This is a genomic window from Microcoleus sp. Pol1C5, from assembly GCF_036701115.1.
Taxonomy (GTDB): Bacteria; Cyanobacteriota; Cyanobacteriia; order Cyanobacteriales; family Microcoleaceae; genus Microcoleus.
The window spans coordinates 28127-46332 of sequence record NZ_JAUBQE010000003.1 but is presented as its reverse complement, the minus strand read 5'-3'; the positions used below and the strand labels follow the sequence as shown (position 1 = coordinate 46332).

16 protein-coding genes are annotated in these 18206 nt (G+C 45.2%); 5 read left to right on the top strand and 11 right to left on the bottom strand.

Features of this window, described 5'->3' with window-relative positions:
* Window positions 1-32: 32 nt before the first annotated feature.
* The 4 genes from QUA23_RS02385 to QUA23_RS02370 all read right to left on the bottom strand — a co-directional run bounded on the left by QUA23_RS02385 (window position 33) and on the right by QUA23_RS02370 (window position 4026).
* Window positions 33-1646 (bottom strand): family 10 glycosylhydrolase, encoded by a 1614-nt coding sequence (locus tag QUA23_RS02385; protein ID WP_333072988.1) that lies wholly within the window; start codon window positions 1644-1646, stop codon window positions 33-35.
* Window positions 1647-1729: 83 nt separating this feature from the next.
* Window positions 1730-1879 carry an alpha-E domain-containing protein gene (locus tag QUA23_RS02380; protein WP_445243466.1) on the bottom strand — a complete coding sequence of 50 codons (150 nt, stop codon included), beginning with the start codon at window positions 1877-1879 and terminating at the stop codon, window positions 1730-1732.
* A 4-nt stretch (window positions 1880-1883) separates the two neighbouring features.
* Complete coding sequence (locus tag QUA23_RS02375) at window positions 1884-2666, bottom strand: hypothetical protein (RefSeq protein WP_333072986.1); 783 nt, start codon at window positions 2664-2666, stop codon at window positions 1884-1886.
* A complete protein-coding gene (locus tag QUA23_RS02370; RefSeq protein WP_333072985.1) occupies window positions 2659-4026 on the bottom strand; it encodes an AAA family ATPase in 1368 nt (455 codons plus the stop codon). The genes QUA23_RS02375 and QUA23_RS02370 overlap by 8 nt, the downstream gene beginning before the upstream one ends.
* A gap of 201 nt (window positions 4027-4227) precedes the next feature.
* Here QUA23_RS02370 and QUA23_RS02365 point away from each other — a divergent pair, with 201 nt between their 5' ends.
* Window positions 4228-6297: an Eco57I restriction-modification methylase domain-containing protein gene (locus QUA23_RS02365; protein ID WP_333072984.1), complete on the top strand. Its 2070-nt coding sequence runs from the start codon at window positions 4228-4230 to the stop codon at window positions 6295-6297.
* A gap of 128 nt (window positions 6298-6425) precedes the next feature.
* The gene (locus QUA23_RS02360; RefSeq protein ID WP_333072983.1) at window positions 6426-7790 is read left to right on the top strand and encodes an MFS transporter; all 1365 of its coding nucleotides are present in this window, start codon (window positions 6426-6428) and stop codon (window positions 7788-7790) included.
* Window positions 7791-8002: 212 nt separating this feature from the next.
* Here the strand turns inward: QUA23_RS02360 and QUA23_RS02355 are convergent, their stop codons facing one another.
* Both QUA23_RS02355 and QUA23_RS02350 read right to left on the bottom strand, forming a co-directional pair.
* Window positions 8003-9361 (bottom strand): calcium-binding protein, encoded by a 1359-nt coding sequence (locus QUA23_RS02355; RefSeq protein WP_333072982.1) that lies wholly within the window; start codon window positions 9359-9361, stop codon window positions 8003-8005.
* Between the two features lie 215 nt (window positions 9362-9576).
* Window positions 9577-10938, bottom strand: a complete 1362-nt coding sequence (locus QUA23_RS02350) for a calcium-binding protein (RefSeq protein WP_333072981.1) — start codon at window positions 10936-10938, stop codon at window positions 9577-9579.
* Between the two features lie 341 nt (window positions 10939-11279).
* On the opposite strand from QUA23_RS02350, the gene QUA23_RS02340 reads away from it, so the two are divergent.
* From QUA23_RS02340 to QUA23_RS02330, 3 genes are all read left to right on the top strand, one after another.
* Entirely contained in the window at window positions 11280-11816 is a 537-nt protein-coding gene (locus QUA23_RS02340; RefSeq protein WP_333072979.1) for a GNAT family N-acetyltransferase, read from the top strand.
* Between the two features lie 337 nt (window positions 11817-12153).
* Complete coding sequence (locus QUA23_RS02335) at window positions 12154-12900, top strand: HEAT repeat domain-containing protein (RefSeq protein ID WP_333072978.1); 747 nt, start codon at window positions 12154-12156, stop codon at window positions 12898-12900.
* 37 nt (window positions 12901-12937) lie between these two features.
* Entirely contained in the window at window positions 12938-13852 is a 915-nt protein-coding gene (locus QUA23_RS02330; protein ID WP_333072977.1) for an Rpn family recombination-promoting nuclease/putative transposase, read from the top strand.
* A 111-nt stretch (window positions 13853-13963) separates the two neighbouring features.
* Here the strand turns inward: QUA23_RS02330 and QUA23_RS02325 are convergent, their stop codons facing one another.
* The 5 genes from QUA23_RS02325 to QUA23_RS02305 form a co-directional block, all read right to left on the bottom strand.
* On the bottom strand, window positions 13964-14737 hold the full coding sequence (locus QUA23_RS02325; protein ID WP_333072976.1) for a class II aldolase/adducin family protein: 774 nt from the start codon (window positions 14735-14737) through the stop codon (window positions 13964-13966).
* 62 nt (window positions 14738-14799) lie between these two features.
* The gene (locus QUA23_RS02320; RefSeq protein ID WP_333072975.1) at window positions 14800-15471 is read right to left on the bottom strand and encodes a hypothetical protein; all 672 of its coding nucleotides are present in this window, start codon (window positions 15469-15471) and stop codon (window positions 14800-14802) included.
* Between the two features lie 172 nt (window positions 15472-15643).
* A complete protein-coding gene (locus QUA23_RS02315) occupies window positions 15644-16909 on the bottom strand; it encodes an NAD(P)/FAD-dependent oxidoreductase (RefSeq protein ID WP_333072974.1) in 1266 nt (421 codons plus the stop codon).
* Window positions 16910-16933: 24 nt separating this feature from the next.
* Window positions 16934-17092: a rubredoxin gene (gene rd / locus QUA23_RS02310; RefSeq protein ID WP_333072973.1), complete on the bottom strand. Its 159-nt coding sequence runs from the start codon at window positions 17090-17092 to the stop codon at window positions 16934-16936.
* Between the two features lie 224 nt (window positions 17093-17316).
* Complete coding sequence (locus QUA23_RS02305; RefSeq protein WP_333072972.1) at window positions 17317-18084, bottom strand: ChaB family protein; 768 nt, start codon at window positions 18082-18084, stop codon at window positions 17317-17319.
* Window positions 18085-18206 lie beyond the last annotated feature (122 nt).

Here is an 18206-nt window from a genome sequence, read left to right as displayed (position 1 = left end):
AATAGCCCACCACGGCGCACCCTAAAAAGTGATTAAGATGCTCCGAAATTGATTTTTGCAACTTCACCGGCGACAACATTAACTGTTTGTTGAATTTGACTTCCGTCAACTTTCAACTGATAAGTTCCCGGAGAAAGCTCGATCGCCCCAAACCATCCTTTACCATCGGCGCGCAGTTGACGCACCGCGCCAGGATCATCGATCGACTGCAATGTCAAGCTCGCACCGTCGCAAGTTCGATCGCACTGCTGCAAATTTCCGGCGATCGCACCTGTAGTCGGCCGCGACTTCCAAGGCATATCGGGAACCGCTGCTGCTGTCGCCCACACAGGCTGAGTTTCATAGGTTTTGCCCGTCGCAGCATCAACGTATTGACTCGGCTGCGACAGCGCGGTGTAAAACAAATCGTTGCTTTGGGGAACGTATTTCCAAGGCTGGCGGGGCAAATCTCCGCTGCCGCCCGATCGCAGTTCCACATTCGTGTACACGTTGCTGCTAGCGTAGGAATAGAGCACCGTACCTGCGACGTGATTTCCTTTCGCAGACGGCTGTTCGGCGCGACGAATCTGGCCTAGAGTGTCTTCGATGTAGTTGAGGTAATTGCCGGGGCCGATCGCGATTTGGCGGTTGTACTGGTGGTCTTTGGCGTACTCGATCCAGTTGTCATAAGCGAGTTTTTGCTGCCGTTTGTACTCGCGCTGGTAAGTCATCGGCATCGCCATGTCTACAATCCCTTCTTCCAGCCAAGCGCGCCAATCCTGCAATACTTCTTTGTAAGGCTGCGTTTGATACCACCCTGCATCGTTTTTCGGGCCGTCTCCCCAGGCGATCGTGGCGGCGGTAATTTTAACGCGCGGTTTAATCGCAAGGCTTTCTACATAAAGCTTCCGGACTAAATTTGTTACCTGATCGCGCCGCCACTGCATCCACGCAAGATCGGTGGGTGCGGGTTTGCCCGATCGACCTGTTTGCTGATTGAAACGGGCGATCGCAGTCGGATTGTAGCCCCAAGTCGGCCCGCCGTAGCGCACATAATCCAACTGTACGCCGTCCACATCGTAGCGCTTCAGCAAGTCCAAATAGACGGAAACAGTATAATCTACGGCGTCTGGATGACCGGGATCGAGATAGCCTTGGGCTTCCCCCCCGTAAGTCAGCATCGCCCAATTGTCGTTTCCTGGGGCCGAAGGCCCGTGTTGTTGCCAAACGTGACCGACGGGAAGTTTGGTACCCGAAACCACAGGCAGCGTCACCATCCAAGCGTGTACTTCAATGCCTGCGGCGTGGGCTTTGTCAATCAAATCTTGCAGGGGATCGAAACCGGCAGGAACGTTGGGGTCGAGGGTGCGGGGTTCGATCGCACTGGTGTAAAAGGCATCGCCACGGCGGCGGACTTGGGCGACGATGGCATTGGCATTTGCCCGCTGCGCGTCTGCGATCAATTTTGTGACTTCTTGAGGCGTTTTGAAGCCGGGGTTGAAGGCGTCCACCCAGAAGGCGCGAAATTCTGAGGTTTGGGTTTGCGGGGGCATAGTTGCGATCGCGCGGGATGGGAAGTTTGAGAACCAACCAGGAGTCAGCAGAAAACTAATTGTTAAGCCAATCAGGAACAAGCTTGACAAAAAGAATGTTTTGGTATTTCGCATCAGAAATGTGTGAGAGAGCGTTTAACAGTCCTTTACGGACTTTTGGTTTGAGCGTCCGCTTGACATTTTCGCACAATGGTAGATTAAGTGGGCAGATCGGTAAATAGTTGAGTAATACCGCTGGGAGAGTCGAGGATGAGATTAAAATTGACCTCGGCAAAATGGGCGATATTTTCCGATATTTCAATATAGCGGTTGAGCCAGTAAATTGAATCCGCTACACCACTTAACATAGTTTTAGAGGGTAAATAGGGTTTTAATGATTTTCATTTGGGCTGTATCAAGGCCGCCTTCAAGTTTGGAAATTGGAGTTAGGGTTTTCCACTTGCCTTTATTCGCGGTGAAGATAGCATCGGCTGTTTTTTCGGCATCTATATTTTCAAAGCCTCCTATTTTATTGGTTGATAAATAGTTGAGACGGTCAAAAATTTCATCTTTTGAGGCACGTTTCACACTGACTGCTTGAGGAGGAGGCGGCGGCGGCGGTGGCGGTGATATAGAAAATACTTTAGCAATAAAATCTAATCTCGCCTTGGTCAAACCACATTGTAACTTAGTCAGGGGGGTGAAATCTGACCATTGCTCGCGGTTAGAATCTACAATTTTATTGGCAGTTTCAACTGGTTTTAGATTCTTCCAATTATGCTCTTTAACTAAGTATTTAAGTACAGCTATAATAGTATCTTTTGATGCTGTACTCAGATTGACTGTGGGATTTGCTTCTCGCGCTAGAATCTTCGCTTGTTCAATATTTGATGGTTTTGGGTCAATGACAATACACCAGGCTCGCTCTAATTGAGCTTTTTTAGCAACAGCATAGACAAAGTTATTGCTCACAACTTCATACTGATAATCGCCTGTTTCTTTGACGATAATCGGAATCCAATTTCGATTACCCGATTGTAAGATGGCTTCGGCTGCTCCGGCAATAATAAACTCTGACTCAGAGCAGGATTCTGCTGATTCAATTTTAGTTAACTCCAAGTGCATTAACTTACCGATGTTTTCTGAATTATTCATACAAGAAATACTCCCTAGCTAATTTAAAATAATCTTCAGCGGCTTTTTTGTTTTGAAAAACCGCTGGTTTTCGAGAAAAAGCTGCACTTGAAACAACTTCATATTCTGGAACAGTGAATATAGTTGTGTCAATCACCGTTTTTGTAGATTTAGGCCAATAATAGGGTAACAAATTAGGATCTAGAGGATAAGTGTCTCCTTTCTTAACTGTAAGAATTGCTTTAATTTCTGCAGTTGCTCTTTTGATTGAAGCCTCTGTTGCTTTATATCTATTGAAAAATATCGGCAACGCAATAGGGCCACCGTCCTGCCTAAGCTTCTTAACTTCGGGTAAGAATACTTTAATCACTTTAGCAGCATTTTTTAAAGATGAAAAGTTATTGTGTTCTGTTGGCATGAGGATTACATCGGAAGCTATCACACAGCTTTTACTAAAAAAAGTCCAGTTCGTAGGTGCATCAATTAAGATGTAATCATAATCACGAACAAAAATATCAAGCAAATCTCGCAGCCTTGCTGAACCTTTGTCAATTTGTGATTCATACTCATGAGTCATGAACTTCGATAATCCTGAATCAGATGGGATGACATCAAACACCTTAACTAATAGACCTGCTTTATTCTTCACATTAAATGCTTGAAGAGTTTCTTTAACATTAAGTGCTGTCTTAATCAGGCAATCAGATAGTTTGATTTTTCCCTCCTGTAAGCCTAATGAATCTGTTAAATCTCCTTGTTGTGGATCGAAGTCAACAACAAGCACTTTTTTCTGCTGTTGTCGAAGAATCGCCGCCAAGTTGATTGTAGTTGTAGTTTTTCCCACACCTCCCTTATCATTATAGATGCAAATTGTTAAAGCTGTGGGTGGGTTTTCCAGCAAGTTCTTAATTTTAGTAATAATTTTAATAATATTATCTTTGGTTATCCTCATGCAGTCAGTAGCAGGCAATACGATTTTACCATGTTTACGGAATAGCTGGATATCTGTTGAGTTAGTGATTATACCCCATTGAGATGTTTGGCACTTAGCATCAAGAAGATAACGTGTTATCTGTTCTTTAGTTTTTTTGTACGTGGGAGTACCTTCTGCTAAGTTATTGATTGCCTTTCCTGATACTCTCCCTTTAACTTCAATGATTAAGTATGGGTTAATCTTAGAAAATGAAAATTTATCCTCATCGTGATTCTTGCGAGCAGCAAAATCAGCAGAACCCTTCCCTGTTTTAAACTCTTGTACCCACTCATCAGATGTGAATCCCAGTGCATTTAGAAGGCGTTTGACAAATCGATCTTCGACTTCTGACTCTTCTGCATTCTGTGAAATACTATCTAAAACTTCATTCCAGTTGACAGTTGTCATAACTTAGACCTAGAGACTTAAGTAAAATCATAACGCTTGGTTTCAGTTTGTGTCATCGTTAGCTACCTCCCGATCTAGCTATATGAACAGTCAACATACTTTTGGATAAGTTATATATTTTATAGTGCGGTTGACATTTTTGCACATCGGTGCAATTTTAGGCGAAAATACAGTGAACAGGCGATCGCACTTTTTGAACAAATGATACTACCGCACTTTCAAACCCTAGCCCTTCCGGGTAACAGCTACTCAACTGCAAGCAATTTACTCGATCGAGTAGATAGCTGGCGCCAAGAAGCAACCCGAAAGTTGCAGCCAAGCCAGAGAGGAGAAAAAGGACAATTTTTAACACCTTCCTCAGTCGCAAGTTTGATGGCGGGAATGTTTGAATTTAACTGTCCCGATATATCGCTTTTAGATGCCGGTGCAGGAATTGGTTCGCTGTTAGCAGCCGTTGTTTGCGAACTTTGCCAGCGCCCAAAAAAACCGCACAGCCTGCACGTTACAGCTTATGAAATTGACCTTATTTTGATTGAATACCTCAAGCAAACCTTAGAATTATGCAGTATTGAATGTCAGCATTTTGGGATATCTTTTACCTGTGAGGTTCGCGAAATTGATTTTATTCAAGACAGCGCCGATATGTTGCAGCCCAATCTATTTACACAACAAGCAAAACGGGAATTTACCCATGCAATTATCAATCCTCCCTATGCCAAGATAGACGCTAAATCCCAAGCCCGAACCTTGCTGCGTTCTATAGGACTAGAAACCAGCAATCTCTACGCCGGCTTTACAGTTGCTGCAGCTCACCTGCTCAAACCAAACGGTGAATTAGTATCGATTACTCCCCGCAGCTTTTGCAACGGTTTATACTTTCGAGACTTCCGCAAAGTATTCCTTCAAATGATGGCTTTACGCCAAGTACACATCTTTGAATCCCGACAGTTGCCATTTCGCGATGATGCGGTGCTGCAAGAAACTATTATTGTGCGCGCCACCAAACAAATAGAACAGCCAGATACTGTACTAATTACCTCAAGCAGCAGCGCGGGCGACGACCTGGTTTTGTCTCACCAACTGCCCTATACCGCCCTAATTAATCCCCAAGACTCCGAGCAATTTATTCGGATTTTACCGGATTCTGTCAGCCAGAAAGTAGTCGAGCAAATAACTCAATTTACTTGCACCCTAGAGGAATTAGGCTTAACAGTTTCCACCGGAAAAGTTGTAGATTTTCGTGTTCGCTCTGACTTGCGGCTAAAACCTGAGAACGGTACAGTTCCGCTGATTTATCCGGCCCACTTCTCGGCTGGCGGTGTTGAATATCCCACAGCAACGAGAAAGCATCAAGCTTTAGCAGTCACGGAAAAAACTGCTGCACTCCTCGTACCTAACGAACATTATGTTTTGAGCAAGCGCTTCTCCTCAAAGGAAGAGAAAAAGCGAATTGTTGCAGTTGTCTGGGATGCCAATAAAATTAATAGTTCTAGCGTGGGTTTTGAGAACCATTTGAATTACTTTCACCAACAGGGACGCGGATTAGACCTCACCCTGGCGCGGGGATTGGCCGTTTATCTAAATTCGAGTTTGGTAGATGCGTTTTTCCGACTGTTCAACGGACACACTCAAGTTAATGCTACGGATTTACGCAATTTGAAGTATCCTAATGTAGAGCAATTACTTTTACTTGGCGCTCAAATAGGAGAAATATTTCCTACACAGCGGGAGATCGATCGACTTGTCGAGACACAACTGCTGAAGGCGACCAATCCGTTAGAAAATAGTCCGATAACAATCAAGAACCGTATTGATGAATCTCTAGAAATACTTGCAGCGCTGGGTTTTCCAAAAGGTCAGCTTAACGAACGTTCCGCCTTAACCCTTCTGGCTTTGCTTGACCTCAAGCCAAAGGATGCTTGGGGATTGGCAAAATCTCCACTTCGGGGAATAACACCAATTATGGAATTTATGGAGGAGGAGTACAGTAAAAAATATGCGCCAAATACGCGGGAAACTGTGCGCCGCCAGACTGTGCATCAGTTTCTAGATGCAGGTTTAATTGTTGTTAATCCTGACAGTCCCGAACGTCCGGCGAATAGTCCAAAAACGGCCTACCAAATAGAAGAAAGTGCTTTGGAACTGCTGCGAACCTATGGCACTTATCATTGGGACAATAATATTCGCGCTTACCTCGTTCATTTTAAGGGAGAAAAATTATTGCACGGTTATCCCAAAAATAGAAATATTTGTGAGTCAGAAGGATGCTAAAATACACTATTTATATGGCTGCCGCTGGCATCGGAATGACATATACTGTGATGCAAGCGGTTTAATTGACCGGAATTGTCGCTCGCACTCAGTAAATTAGATAAGTAACTCGCCAAAATATCTTTGCAATGGAAAAAAAGCAGAACGCTGGATTGTGGGTATCAGTATTGTATTTCGCTCAAGGTCTCCCTTACACCGTCGTTAATTTAATGTCGGTGATTTTTTTGAAAGATCTGGGAACCACCAACAAGATCATCGGATTGACAAGTCTGTTGTCTTTTCCCTGGGTATTAAAAGGTTTGTGGGGCCCAGTTGTTGATTTGCATTCCACCAAACGCAAATGGATTTTAACAACCGAGATCATTTGTGCTTTTCTGTTTGCTTTCCTAGCTTTTGGTGTATTGACGCCGGCACCGATTATTATATCGCTTGTTATATTTACGGCGATCGCCTTTGTGTCAGCTACTCACGACATCGCCATTGACGGATTTTATTTAAACACTCTCAATAAAGACCAGCAAGCCTTGTTTGTCGGGGTTCGCAACACGGCTTATAGAGGTGCTGTCATTGCCGGTAGCGGTTTATTGGTTTTTTTAGCCGGGAAACTGGCCGAACAGCATTTAGTCACTGGAAATACAGGCGACACCAAAATATATCAAAACATTCCACTGTCACTTTTCGGTTCGGATTTTAGCGTGTCTGCGCTTAACTACGGATGGGCGACAGCCTTTGGCATTTGTGCGATTATGTTTGTGCTGATTTATCTGTTTCAGCGGTGGTATCTTCCCTATCCTCGAAATTACGATCTGGAATCCGACACCCCCCAACAAAGAACAAGCTTTATCGAAGCCTTTAAAACTTATTTTCAGCAAGATAAAATTGGTTGGATTGTTACTTATGTCTTGATTTTTAGGTTAGGCGATGCCTTGACGTTTAAAATGGCTCCGCCATTTTTAATGGATAAAGTGGAGGAAGGAGGATTAGCAGTTTCTACATCGGACATGGGTCTGTTATCGGGTACGATCGGAGTAATTTTTCTGTTAATTGGAGGGTTGCTGGGCGGCTATTTAATTGCAAAACAAGGATTGAAAAAATGGATGTGGCCGACGGCAATTCTGCAAAATTCAACTAACGTGCTGTATTGGCTGTTGGCAATCAATCAACCGGGGATTGAATGGGCTTATGCTGTAAATTCGATCGAGCAATTTACTTACGGACTTGGCGTAGCTGCCTATACAGTGTTCTTGATGCGGACTGTCCGCCCTGAATACGAAGCATCTCACTATGCAATTACAACGGCTTTTATGGCCGCAGGAGTGCTGATTCCGGGCGTTTATAGCGGCTACTTGCAGGAGAATCTCGGCTATCAAAATTATTTTTTGATGAGCGCGCTGGCTGTGATTCCCGGTATGCTGACGATTTTCTTTCTGCCCCTAGAAGATGAGAAAAAATTAGCATCCATGCCCAGACCTGGACTAGACGATTTCGATTAATATCAAGTCCGATCGCTATAACTATAAGATTCGGGCGGGGGTGGGTTTACCAATATCTGCACTACTTTTTCGATATTCCGCCGAACCTGCCCCTACAGGAATATGGATGTTTTTAATCATTAACTGGTATAAATTGTGCGTGCCTTCATAAGATAAAATAAGGACACAACATTGTTGTGTCCCTACCAAATATCTGTATTACCAGCCACCAACTAAATTGAAATAAAGTCACTAGCTGTTAGGGGACTACTTGAAAGGCCGGGAATACTGGCAAGAACTTCGCCGTTACTGGCAATTTCGATCGTCGTTATAAAATCGCCTGGAGTAACTCTCAGTTGGTTGAAGCTCAAACCTCCGCTCAAACCGATTACATCTTGACCCTTTTGAAAGTCTATAAGTGTATCTGTACCGGCACCTACTCCTAACACAAGTACGTCGCGTCCAGCGCCACTGATTAAGAGATCCGCACCCGCTGCACCAATGAGTGTATCGTTTCCTTCTCCCCCGCTCAAATTGTCATCCCCTTTGCCACCTAATAGCAGATCGTTGGCGCTGCCACCGCTGATAATATCGTTGCCTTTGTTGCCACTGAGGGTGTCGTCTCCCCCATTGCCAGTGATAATATCGTCCCCTGCGAAACCTGATGCGGTATTGTTAGCATCGTCGCCTACTAAATTATTAATTTGGGAGACATCCAGAGCAGTTTGCATTGCCACAACGTTTGTTAAAAATGAGGCTCCCGGAGTGGTTCTTAATTTCTCTAAACTGCTGCGGGATTCCAGCGATGTTCCCAAGGCGGGCAGTGTAAAGTCTAAGCCAGCTAACAGCTCTAAATAATCGGAATCTGTGAAAGTGAAATTAGGGCTGCTCAACTGGTCTACAGAAATTTCTGTCTGAGTCAAGCCGGGAGGAGGATCAGTTAACAAACCGCTTTGCGTGTGCTTGTCCAAGACCAGTAGCGGGTTGATAATCGGGTCAGTAAATTTTTGAAGAACTACTTTCCCGGGGATAAAAGCTTCTCCTCCCAAACTCACAAAATCGCCGCTAACTATGTAGTGAGTTACATTTTTTCCGGCGCCGACTTTCTGCTTGAATGTATTGACTGTACTCTGAGCAACTCCGGGAGAATTGAAGGTGACAACATCTCCAATAGTAGATGTAAATTCGGTCGCGGCTAGTTGCGTTATGGCGCCGCCCAAGCTGTGTCCTAGAAGGTCTGGTGGCAAGCGGCTGGGGTTTTTGGTTGTATCTTGACTGATTTGGGTCAACCAATTTCCTAACGCTTGTTTGTTGGCTTCAAATTGGTTGAAACCTGTGCCGCGCGGGTCTGCGTTGGCAATATCGTCTACGGGCGAGTCGGTGCCGCGGAATACTAAAACGGGCGGTTTGTCTGGGGTGGTGGAAATTAAGCCGATCGCGTGAAATCCAGTTCCGGGATCGTCAAAGGTGCGATCGATTTGATAGCCAGCAGCACTCAAGCCTGTTTGAACTAAAGTTTGAAACGCGGGATCGTCATCTATGTAAGCAAGTTGCTTGGCTATAGTTTCGTAAGCGGCGGGGGAGGAGGGCATATTTTTTTATTTCCTGTCGTTTGAGAGCGAATTAGTTTTTAAGCTACTTAACTTAGTTTACTATAAACTTCCTTTATTGACCATATTAATTGGTCATTTTTATGGGCTTTTTAGGTGCAAATTGATAGAGATTTTTTAATACAAAAAAACACTCTCGATACAAAACCAAGGCAGGTTTTGCGCCCCCAAAAATACAAATTTTGAGTACCCTAAAGCTATACAAAATCTACCCGCGTAATATCGCTTGCCACTACGCCTCGGAGAGTAGCAAGAATTTCGCCAGTAATCGGGATAGTAATTAAAGCTCCGTCAACACCTTGGGTTACTCTAACTTGAGGAAAAGTTAGACCCCTCGACAGTGTAATTAAATCTTCACTATCTTGAAAATCTAAAATCACATCTGCTCCGCCGCCGGATTCCAATACAAAGCGATCGCGCTCCGCACCACCAATTAAAAAATCGTTGCCCAACTCGCCGGAAACCAAATCGTTTCCGTCGCCACCCTCCAAATAATCGTTATCTCTGCCGCCGTACAAGAAATCGTCGCCATCACCACCGGTGATGCTGTCATTACCTCGATTGCCTCTGAGAGTATCGTTACCGCCGTTGCCGATAACTGTATCCTCTCCGGGGCCCCCGGTAGCAGTATTGTTCCGAGCGTCCCCTGATAAATAATTCGGTTGTAAGGGAGCTAAACCGTACTGCATTTGTCTGATTAACTGCACAAAAGAAAATTCTGGTGCTGTTCTCAAACTCTCTGCACCGCCTCTGGTTCTGATGGCGACTGACACATTGGGCAGGGCGAAATTCATCGCAGCGATAAACTCGTTAAAATCTGAGTCGTTGTTATAAGCAAATTCGGGACTGTTTAATTGTTCTACGGAAATTTGCCTCTGCAAAAAACCCACGGGCGGAGTAGTTAACAAATTTTCAGTTCGATGTTTTGCCAAAACAGTTAAGGGATTAATACTCGGATCTGTAAAACTTTGGATAAATACTTTACCCGGAATAAATGCTTCCCCAAACAAGCTGACTACATCTCCGCTGACAATGTAGTGAGTGACATTTTTGTTGCCGGCCCTGCTGAGATTTCTCCGAAAACTGGTGAATGTACTCGCTGAAACTCCCGGAGAGTTGAAAGTAAAGATATCGCCGGTCAGAGATGTGTATTCGGTTGCTACAATTTGAGCGACTGCTCCGCCCCAACTGTGCCCGATGACATCGGGCAATAATTGGTTGGGGTTTTTACCAGTATTTTGACCGATTTCTGTGAGCCAGTTTTTGATATTATCTTTGTTCTTTTCAAATTCCGGTAAACCAATGTCCCGCGAGTCGGAAAAAATAGCGTCGCCGTCGATGAAGTCTGTACCTTTAAATACGAGGGCGGGCGGGTTTTCGGGATTGGATGAACCGAACCCGATGGCATAAAAGTTTGTTTCTGGGTCGTCGAATATGCGATCGATATAGTAGCCATTAGTATCTAGGAAACTGGAAACTTCATTTGGCGCGTTAGGTTTTTGATTCAAAAAAACAATTGACTTAGCCAGAGCTTCATAAACAGCAGGCGAGGCACTCATAATATTAGATTTTCTGTTAGTTGGTATTTGCGATCGCTCAAGCTTGAGCTAAGTGTCCAATCAACCATTATAGCTGACAAGATTTGTATGGTACACTTGATAATATCAACTCAAGAATTAAGTTTTTGCGGTTATGGGTATCATTCGTCAATACATTGCTCCATTAATAGCGGTATTAGTATTTTTCGCGGCTCTGGTAGCAGTCAGTGCTCGCATCTTTTTGCCTGGTGACATGGCGGCCCCGGCACCGATTGAGGAAGCGATCCCCCAAAAGCAAGCGGCACTATTGAATCCAATTTTCTTGGGGCTAAATTATTCCGCTTTCCGTGTCCGGTGAGCTGATGTCTGCTCAACTAATACCGGGCTACTGGCTGCGCTCAGGATCGGGACTCGATCGAGCAAAACTGGTAAAGTTTATGCACCGGACTTACCAAGAGCTTTACCCGGACGGGGAATTGGGGCATTTGGCTCAAACTGTCGAGCAGTATTTTTCTAACCAGACGCCGGTTTGGTGGGTAGAGTGCCAGAAAAACAGCCAGGAAGAGGCAGAAATTTTGCCGGCGCTTCCCTTGCAGTATCTCAATCCCCAATCTCAAGCCCAAAATCTGACATCGGTTGTCGGATGTTTGTGGTTGGGAAATGCGATCGACCAAACCACCGGAGAACGCTACGCTCACATTTTTTTGCTGTACGTAGCACCGGAACATCGCCGTCTAGGAGTCGGTGCAGCTTTAGTTATTCATGCTGAAAATTGGGCGCGGGAAAGGGGCGATAAGCAAATTGGTTTGCAAGTATTTCTGAGCAATCAGCCTGCGGTGAATCTCTATCAAAAATTAGGCTATCAAAGTCATTCCCTCTCGATGCTCAAATCCCTTTGAAATATAAATTCTACTGGTTTGGAATCAGGGCTAAAGTCCTGATTCATTCCAATTATGAGGACTTCTGTCCTCACTACCAACTTAAGTAACAGCAGAGATATTCCTTTGTAGTAAGGATTTTAGTCCGGATTCATCCAAATTATGAGGACTGAAGTCCTCACTACAAACTTAGGTGACAGCAATTATGAGGACTGAAGTCCTCGCTATTAACTTAGGTGACAGCAGAGGTATTTGTTTGTAGTAAGGTACTGCGCGCGCACCCTAGAATTATTGACTGCGGACTGCTGAGTGCTGACTGAGTTGCTTAGGAGCATCCTCTGTGCGGTAAAGTTTTTTTATGAACAATAACGACTACTCCAACGCCCTTGATACTGACACGGAACTGGAAAGCCCTTTGGATCATTTTGACGAATCCGAACCCCCGCTGCCAGATCCCGAGGAAATGCTGCCTTTGCTGGAATCCCCGGAACCTCAGCACCGGATGATTGCGGCGCGGGCTTTTTGCGAACTGCAGGACGATCGAGCAATTTCGCATTTAATTAATTTATTGAGAGACGGTTGCCCCTTGGTGCGGGTAAGCGCGGCTTATGCTTTGGGGCGAAATCCGAGTCCCGATGCTGTGGAACCGCTGATTCTTCAACTTAACCGCGACTGGAACGGTTACGTTCGCAAAGGGGTAGTTTGGGCCTTGGGAAATTGCAGCGACCACCGCGCTTTGCCATCTTTAATTGATGCTCTGAAAACTGATATTTCTGCGGTGCGTTTGTGGGCGGCGAGTTCTCTGGGTCAAATGGCAAAAGTTGGTTACTATGTGGTGATTGCGGCGATTCCGCCGTTGATTGAAGCGCTGCGGGGAGATGCTGTGTCTGCTGTGCGGAGCAACTGCGCTTGGGCGATCGGGCAACTGGCACGCGAATTGCCGAATAATATAGTGTACGCTGGGGCGATCGATGGTCTAATTGAAGCTTTAGAAGAAGATGAAGATATGGGCGTGCGGGAAGATGCTAAATCTTCGCTCTTGCGAGTCGGCGACCCGCGCGGATTGCAGATTATTGAAGATTTAGAAATGGAAGGACTTTTGTGATTTAAACGCCCCAATTACTAATTACCCATTACTAATTATGCCTTTCATCAGTGCTAAAACAGATTTTGGTTTCAAAAAAATCTTTGGTTCGCCCCAGAGCAAAGACATTTTGATTAGCTTCCTCAATGCTATGCTCTATGACGCACAGCCAACCATTGAAGACTTAGAAATTATTGACCCTTACGCCGCGCCGAGCGTTACTGGATTAAAAGACACTTACCTGGATGTTAAAGCCAAAATTACAGGCAACAAAACTGTGATTATCGAAATGCAGGTAATAAATGTAGAAGCTTTTACTAAACGGGTAGTGTACAATGCCGCCAAAACCTACGCAACTCAACTCCGACCCAGGGAAGGATACTCTAAATTAAATCCTTTGATTGCTTTAACAATTACTGATTTTATTCTCTTTGAAAATACAGAAAAATTTCTCACTCATTTTGTATTTAAAGAACTCGAAGAAAACTTCGAGTATTATAACAGAGAAATAGAATTAGTGTTTGTCGAACTTCCCAAGTTTAATAAAGAACTGGAACAAGTCGAAAACCTAATTCAAAGCTGGATTTATTTTATCAAAAATGCTCCCCTCTTCGATGAAATTCCGGAAAAGTTTGCAACAATTCCCGAAATTCAAACAGCTTTTTCCATCGCCAGCAGAACTAATTTAACCCTTAAGGAATTAGAGGAATTGGAAAAGCGGGAAATGTTTTTTGAAGACCAACGCGGTGCTGTTATTAAGGGGATGCAAGAAGGTCGTAAAGAAGGCATAATTGAGGGGCAAACAGCATTAATCCTGCGTCTACTCGTGCGGCGCACTGGTGAAATCCCACCAGAAATTCAAACTCGCATCCAGCAGCTATCTCCCCAACTCTTGGAGGATTTAGGAGAAATCTTGTTAGATTTTACCAGTCAAGAGGATTTGATAGCTTGGCTTGACTCGCCTTCAGCATGAATTTATAACTTTTGCACTCCTGATACTAAATCCGGCTTTAATACCCCCTTCATTCTTTATTTGCCGCAGGCGGGCTGTGTTTGTTTAGTAGCGGTTTCAACCGCCGAGTTTCTAATCTAATAGGTCGGGTTCCCGGCGCACAATCATGTCATAAAGCGGTTGAAAGCTAAACCATCCCATACGGTGAGACCCTACTTGTTGCTGTGTCAAACGCGCACATTCTGGCTTGATGAGAATTGGTTTTCCCGCTGCTTCGGCCATTAACTGCGCTTGACAAGAACGTTCCATTGAAATAAACCACCAAGCCGCTTCATCTACTGTTTGACCTACTGTTAACAGTCCGTGATTTTGTAAAATAATAGCTTTTTTCTCACCTAAAGTTTTGGCGATGCGTTTAGCTTCTTCGATTTCCAAAACAACTCCGGTGTAATCGTCAAATAAAGCTTGGTCTTCATAAAAAGAACAAGCATCTTGCGTCAGCGGGTCAAGCCGGCGGCCCAAACTCGACCAACTTTTGCCGTAGGGAGAATGAGCGTGGGCTGCTGCGATTACGTCGGGGCGGGCGCTGTGTACTTGGGAATGAATGGCAAATGCTGCTTCGTTTACGGGTTTATTTCCTTCAACAACTTCGCCTTTGTGGTTGACTAAAATTAGGTCGCTGACTCGAATTAAACCAAAGTGCATTCCAAAAGAATTGACCCAGAAATGGTCTAGGTGTTCGGGGTCGCGGACGGTGATGTGTCCGGCAATTCCTTCGCTGAATCCGAAGCGGGCAAATAATCGAAATGCGGCGGCTAAACGCTGTTTGCGGTGGCGGCGTTCTTCTTCAACTGAGTTGAATGTTGGCGGTTGAATGGTGACTTTGGGGATTTTTAATGCGACCATATATTTTATTTTGTCATGGGAAATGGGTAATTGTTAATTGTGGGGCAGGCATCTTGCCTGTCCTACTGACTGGCGACTTCACTGAGGCGCAAACCTGATATATTTTGGCAGTCGAAAGTGGCGTTGTTCCCGGGGTGGCGCTCGATTAATTCGATAATTTGTCCGGCGGGGTTTTGCAGAAACCACTGGGTTAATGAGCCGTAATCTAAGGGCCGATCGGACAGGGGTTTGAAGTTTTTATTTTGCCATATTGTAGCAGCATTCTGCACGTTGTCGACTCGAATCGCAACGTGGTGAACTGCTGCTAATCCTCTTTCTTGCTGAAAGCGGTTTTTTTGGTCGCCGGCTGCGTGGGGCGCATCTAATACTACTAAGCCGCCCGCTGGCATTAATAAGGTCATTAAATGCAGCCACAAATCGGAGGGAACGTTAATGTTTTCCGAACAAAAGTTGATCGGGAATAAGTCGGGGCCTTCAACTGTTTTGGCGCCGAAGGGGCGAAAAGATTTGGCGTATTTTTCGAGTGCGCTGCGGGTGGGAAATGTGATGACAAAGTGGTCGATCGCAACTTGTTCGCCGTACAGGTGTGTTTCAAATGTCCAGGCTGTTAAAAATTCGGGAGTGATAAATTTGGGGTTGAATTCCAGCAAGCCATTTTTTTCGATGAAAGGTGAGTCAAGATGGCTGTCAAGGTTGCGATCGAACTTTAGGGTTTGTAGATTCAAGTTTTTCATCTGTCTTCCCCGATGTTAACTCCGCAAAACTGCGAATTTTGTCTGCAAGCCGAAGTTAACGCACATTTAGTGCGCCTTTATTCAAAAATAACACAAAATTTAATACAGGCAAGCCGATCGCACGATCGTAACTCCCAAACCTTTACAGAGCAAATATTCCCCAATCTAAAATCTAAAATCTAAAATCGGATGGTTTGCCGATCGCGTTCCCGGCCAACCACGCTGTAGTCCAAGCACTTTGGAAGTTGAAACCGCCCGTCACGCCGTCGATATCCAAGATTTCGCCGGCAAAGAAAAGTCCGGGACAGCGGCGGCTTTCCATTGTCTTAAAATCGACTTCTTTGAGGTTGACACCGCCACAGGTGACGAACTCTTCTTTAAATGCGCCTTTTCCTGCAATCTCATATTCGCCTTGAACGATTTCTTGCAGGAGGCGATCGAGGGTTTTGTTAGATAAGTCTGCCCAGCGTTTTTGCTCATCAATGCCGATCGAACTTGTCAAGCGTTCCCAGAGGCGGCGTGGTACCGGAAACGGACAGCTAGAGACAATCAATCGGTGCGACAACTGCGACTTAACTGCTAGCAGTTGCTGCCGCAAAACTTCCGCATTGTACTGGGGAAGCCAATTAATCAGCACAGATGTTTTATAATGGCGATCGTGCAAAAATCTCGCACCCCAAGCCGAAAGTTTGAGGACAGCAGGCCCGCTCAAACCCCAGTGAGTAATTAGCAAAGGCCCGCTTTGTTCTAATTTAGCTCCCGGCAATTTCACCTTAGCATTAGGAACAGAAATTCCGGCTAAATCTTTGATTCGGCTGTCGGAAATATTAAAAGTAAATAGAGAAGGAACGGGTAGTTCTACAGTATTACCTAACTCTTTTGCCCACTTATAACCCGACGGATTGCTGCCTGTAGCGAGAAGAATGCGATCGCACTTAAGTCTCTCCCCCGACTTCAACTCAATTTCAAAACTAGGGGCGGTGTCGCCGTGTTCGCCCTCTGAGGTATTCCCTATTAATTTCTTTACAGAAACTACTGCATCGCCAGTGCGAATTTTTACGCCTGCATCCTCAGCAGCGCGGATCAAACAGTTAACAATTGTCCCCGAATCGTCTGTAATCGGAAACATTCGCCCGTCTTCTTCTGTTTTCAACTTCACGCCATGACCGGCAAACCATTCTACAGTATCGCGCGGTTGAAATCGAGTAAAAGCACCGCGCAGAGCTTTCCCACCTCTGGGGTAATTCTGCACTAAAACACCAGGGTCAAAACAAGCGTGAGTAACGTTGCAGCGCCCGCCGCCAGAGATGCGAACTTTTGCCAGGAGTTGCCGGCCAGCTTCTAATAAAGTGACGCGGGCCTGCGGGTAGGTTTTGGCACAGGTAATTGCACTAAAAAAACCAGCAGCACCGCCGCCGATGACTGTAATTTTGAGCATTCGATCGGACAAATTTTTTCTCGCTTATTCTGGTTCAAAATCGGATTTTACCGCCCCGCAAGTCGGACAAACCCAATCGTCGGGGATATCTTCAAAGGCAGTACCGGCAGGTATTCCCCCGTCGGGGTCGCCTTCTGCTGGATCGTAGATGTAATTGCAAACTGTACAAACGTATTTTTGCATTTGCTTAACTCAACTTTATATTGTAAGCCTATAGATTGTACTTGACAACGCAACCTAATGCAATACCACTTTCAAACAGTAATGAGACTTTCGATAATTCCCAAGTCTTTACGAATTAAATTTTGCACCATCTTCAAATCTAAAATCTAAAATCGTCAAAGCCTCGAGAACCGCAGTTCTAGAGGCTTGATTGTATTTTTTATTAGTTTGCTGCGATTGGAAGACTAGACTTTTGCTAAAGGCTTAGTCCAAACGCCGTTTTCATCTTCTTCATACTGCTGGTGAATGGCGTTCCAAGCGGTGTGTTCGGCTTGTATCGAGTCGTTGCTTTCATCAAATGCGGCGTTGTAGGATTCGATAAAGGTTTTTTGAGCTGCTTCCGACAGGTGCGATCGCACTTCTGGAGACAAATCTGCCGGACTATTGCAGCGACCTTTAACGGCGCGCGGCAGGGTCATTTCGCTAACTGAAACTTCTTCGCCACCTGCACTTTCTAGCAAGAGTTGAAATTCGCCCGATTTATCTGCGGGAACTTCTGCCATCACCAGAAATTCGCCTGCTTCTACGCGGGTTTGATAGATAGTTGCTTTCTCTTCCGGCATTCCCAAAGCGACCAAAGCGGAAACTAGGCCCGCACCGGCCGAACCTGCGATCGCGCCGCTAGCTGCACCCAACAGTACCGCACCCAGCGGGCCCGCCGATACTACTGCACCGACAAAGGGAATAAACAGCACGCCGACGCCTGTTAGCAAGCCCAAAAAAGAACCGAATAAGGAACCAAAAATCGCCCCGCTTCGCAGACCGCCTAATATCACATCTTTTTTAGTAATAAAGCCGGCAATTTTAGTTTTAGATTGAAAGTTTTTTCCCATTACTGAGATGTGGTCGCGGGAAACTCCGCGATCGAGCAACCGCCGAATTACACCGTCTAATTGTTCTTCTTCCTTAAATACGGCTGAAACTGTTCGTTCGGCTAAATATTCCTCGGTCATTGTTCCTCCTTGATCGTTTATCGATTAGTTATGCTGGTTTTCAGTATAGGAGAACGCTGGAGGGCGATCGCATCGACCGTGAGATAGAGGTAGATGAATGGGAGATAGTTTGAGGCTCTATC

Excerpts from the sequence above, each read along its gene's own strand:
- QUA23_RS02375 (WP_333072986.1), bottom strand. The coding sequence starts at position 2,666 with ATGAATAATTCAGAAAACATCGGTAAGTTAATGCACTTGGAGTTAACT.
- QUA23_RS02370 (WP_333072985.1), bottom strand. The coding sequence starts at position 4,026 with ATGACAACTGTCAACTGGAATGAAGTTTTAGATAGTATTTCACAGAAT.
- QUA23_RS02380 (WP_445243466.1), bottom strand. The coding sequence starts at position 1,879 with ATGTTAAGTGGTGTAGCGGATTCAATTTACTGGCTCAACCGCTATATT.
- QUA23_RS02350 (WP_333072981.1), bottom strand. The coding sequence starts at position 10,938 with ATGAGTGCCTCGCCTGCTGTTTATGAAGCTCTGGCTAAGTCAATTGTT.
- QUA23_RS02340 (WP_333072979.1), top strand. The coding sequence starts at position 11,280 with ATGTCTGCTCAACTAATACCGGGCTACTGGCTGCGCTCAGGATCGGGA.
- QUA23_RS02365 (WP_333072984.1), top strand. The coding sequence starts at position 4,228 with ATGATACTACCGCACTTTCAAACCCTAGCCCTTCCGGGTAACAGCTAC.
- QUA23_RS02315 (WP_333072974.1), bottom strand. The coding sequence starts at position 16,909 with ATGCTCAAAATTACAGTCATCGGCGGCGGTGCTGCTGGTTTTTTTAGT.
- QUA23_RS02305 (WP_333072972.1), bottom strand. The coding sequence starts at position 18,084 with ATGACCGAGGAATATTTAGCCGAACGAACAGTTTCAGCCGTATTTAAG.
- QUA23_RS02355 (WP_333072982.1), bottom strand. The coding sequence starts at position 9,361 with ATGCCCTCCTCCCCCGCCGCTTACGAAACTATAGCCAAGCAACTTGCT.
- QUA23_RS02320 (WP_333072975.1), bottom strand. The coding sequence starts at position 15,471 with ATGAAAAACTTGAATCTACAAACCCTAAAGTTCGATCGCAACCTTGAC.
- QUA23_RS02325 (WP_333072976.1), bottom strand. The coding sequence starts at position 14,737 with ATGGTCGCATTAAAAATCCCCAAAGTCACCATTCAACCGCCAACATTC.
- QUA23_RS02335 (WP_333072978.1), top strand. The coding sequence starts at position 12,154 with ATGAACAATAACGACTACTCCAACGCCCTTGATACTGACACGGAACTG.
- QUA23_RS02330 (WP_333072977.1), top strand. The coding sequence starts at position 12,938 with ATGCCTTTCATCAGTGCTAAAACAGATTTTGGTTTCAAAAAAATCTTT.
- QUA23_RS02360 (WP_333072983.1), top strand. The coding sequence starts at position 6,426 with ATGGAAAAAAAGCAGAACGCTGGATTGTGGGTATCAGTATTGTATTTC.
- rd (WP_333072973.1), bottom strand. The coding sequence starts at position 17,092 with ATGCAAAAATACGTTTGTACAGTTTGCAATTACATCTACGATCCAGCA.
- QUA23_RS02385 (WP_333072988.1), bottom strand. The coding sequence starts at position 1,646 with ATGCGAAATACCAAAACATTCTTTTTGTCAAGCTTGTTCCTGATTGGC.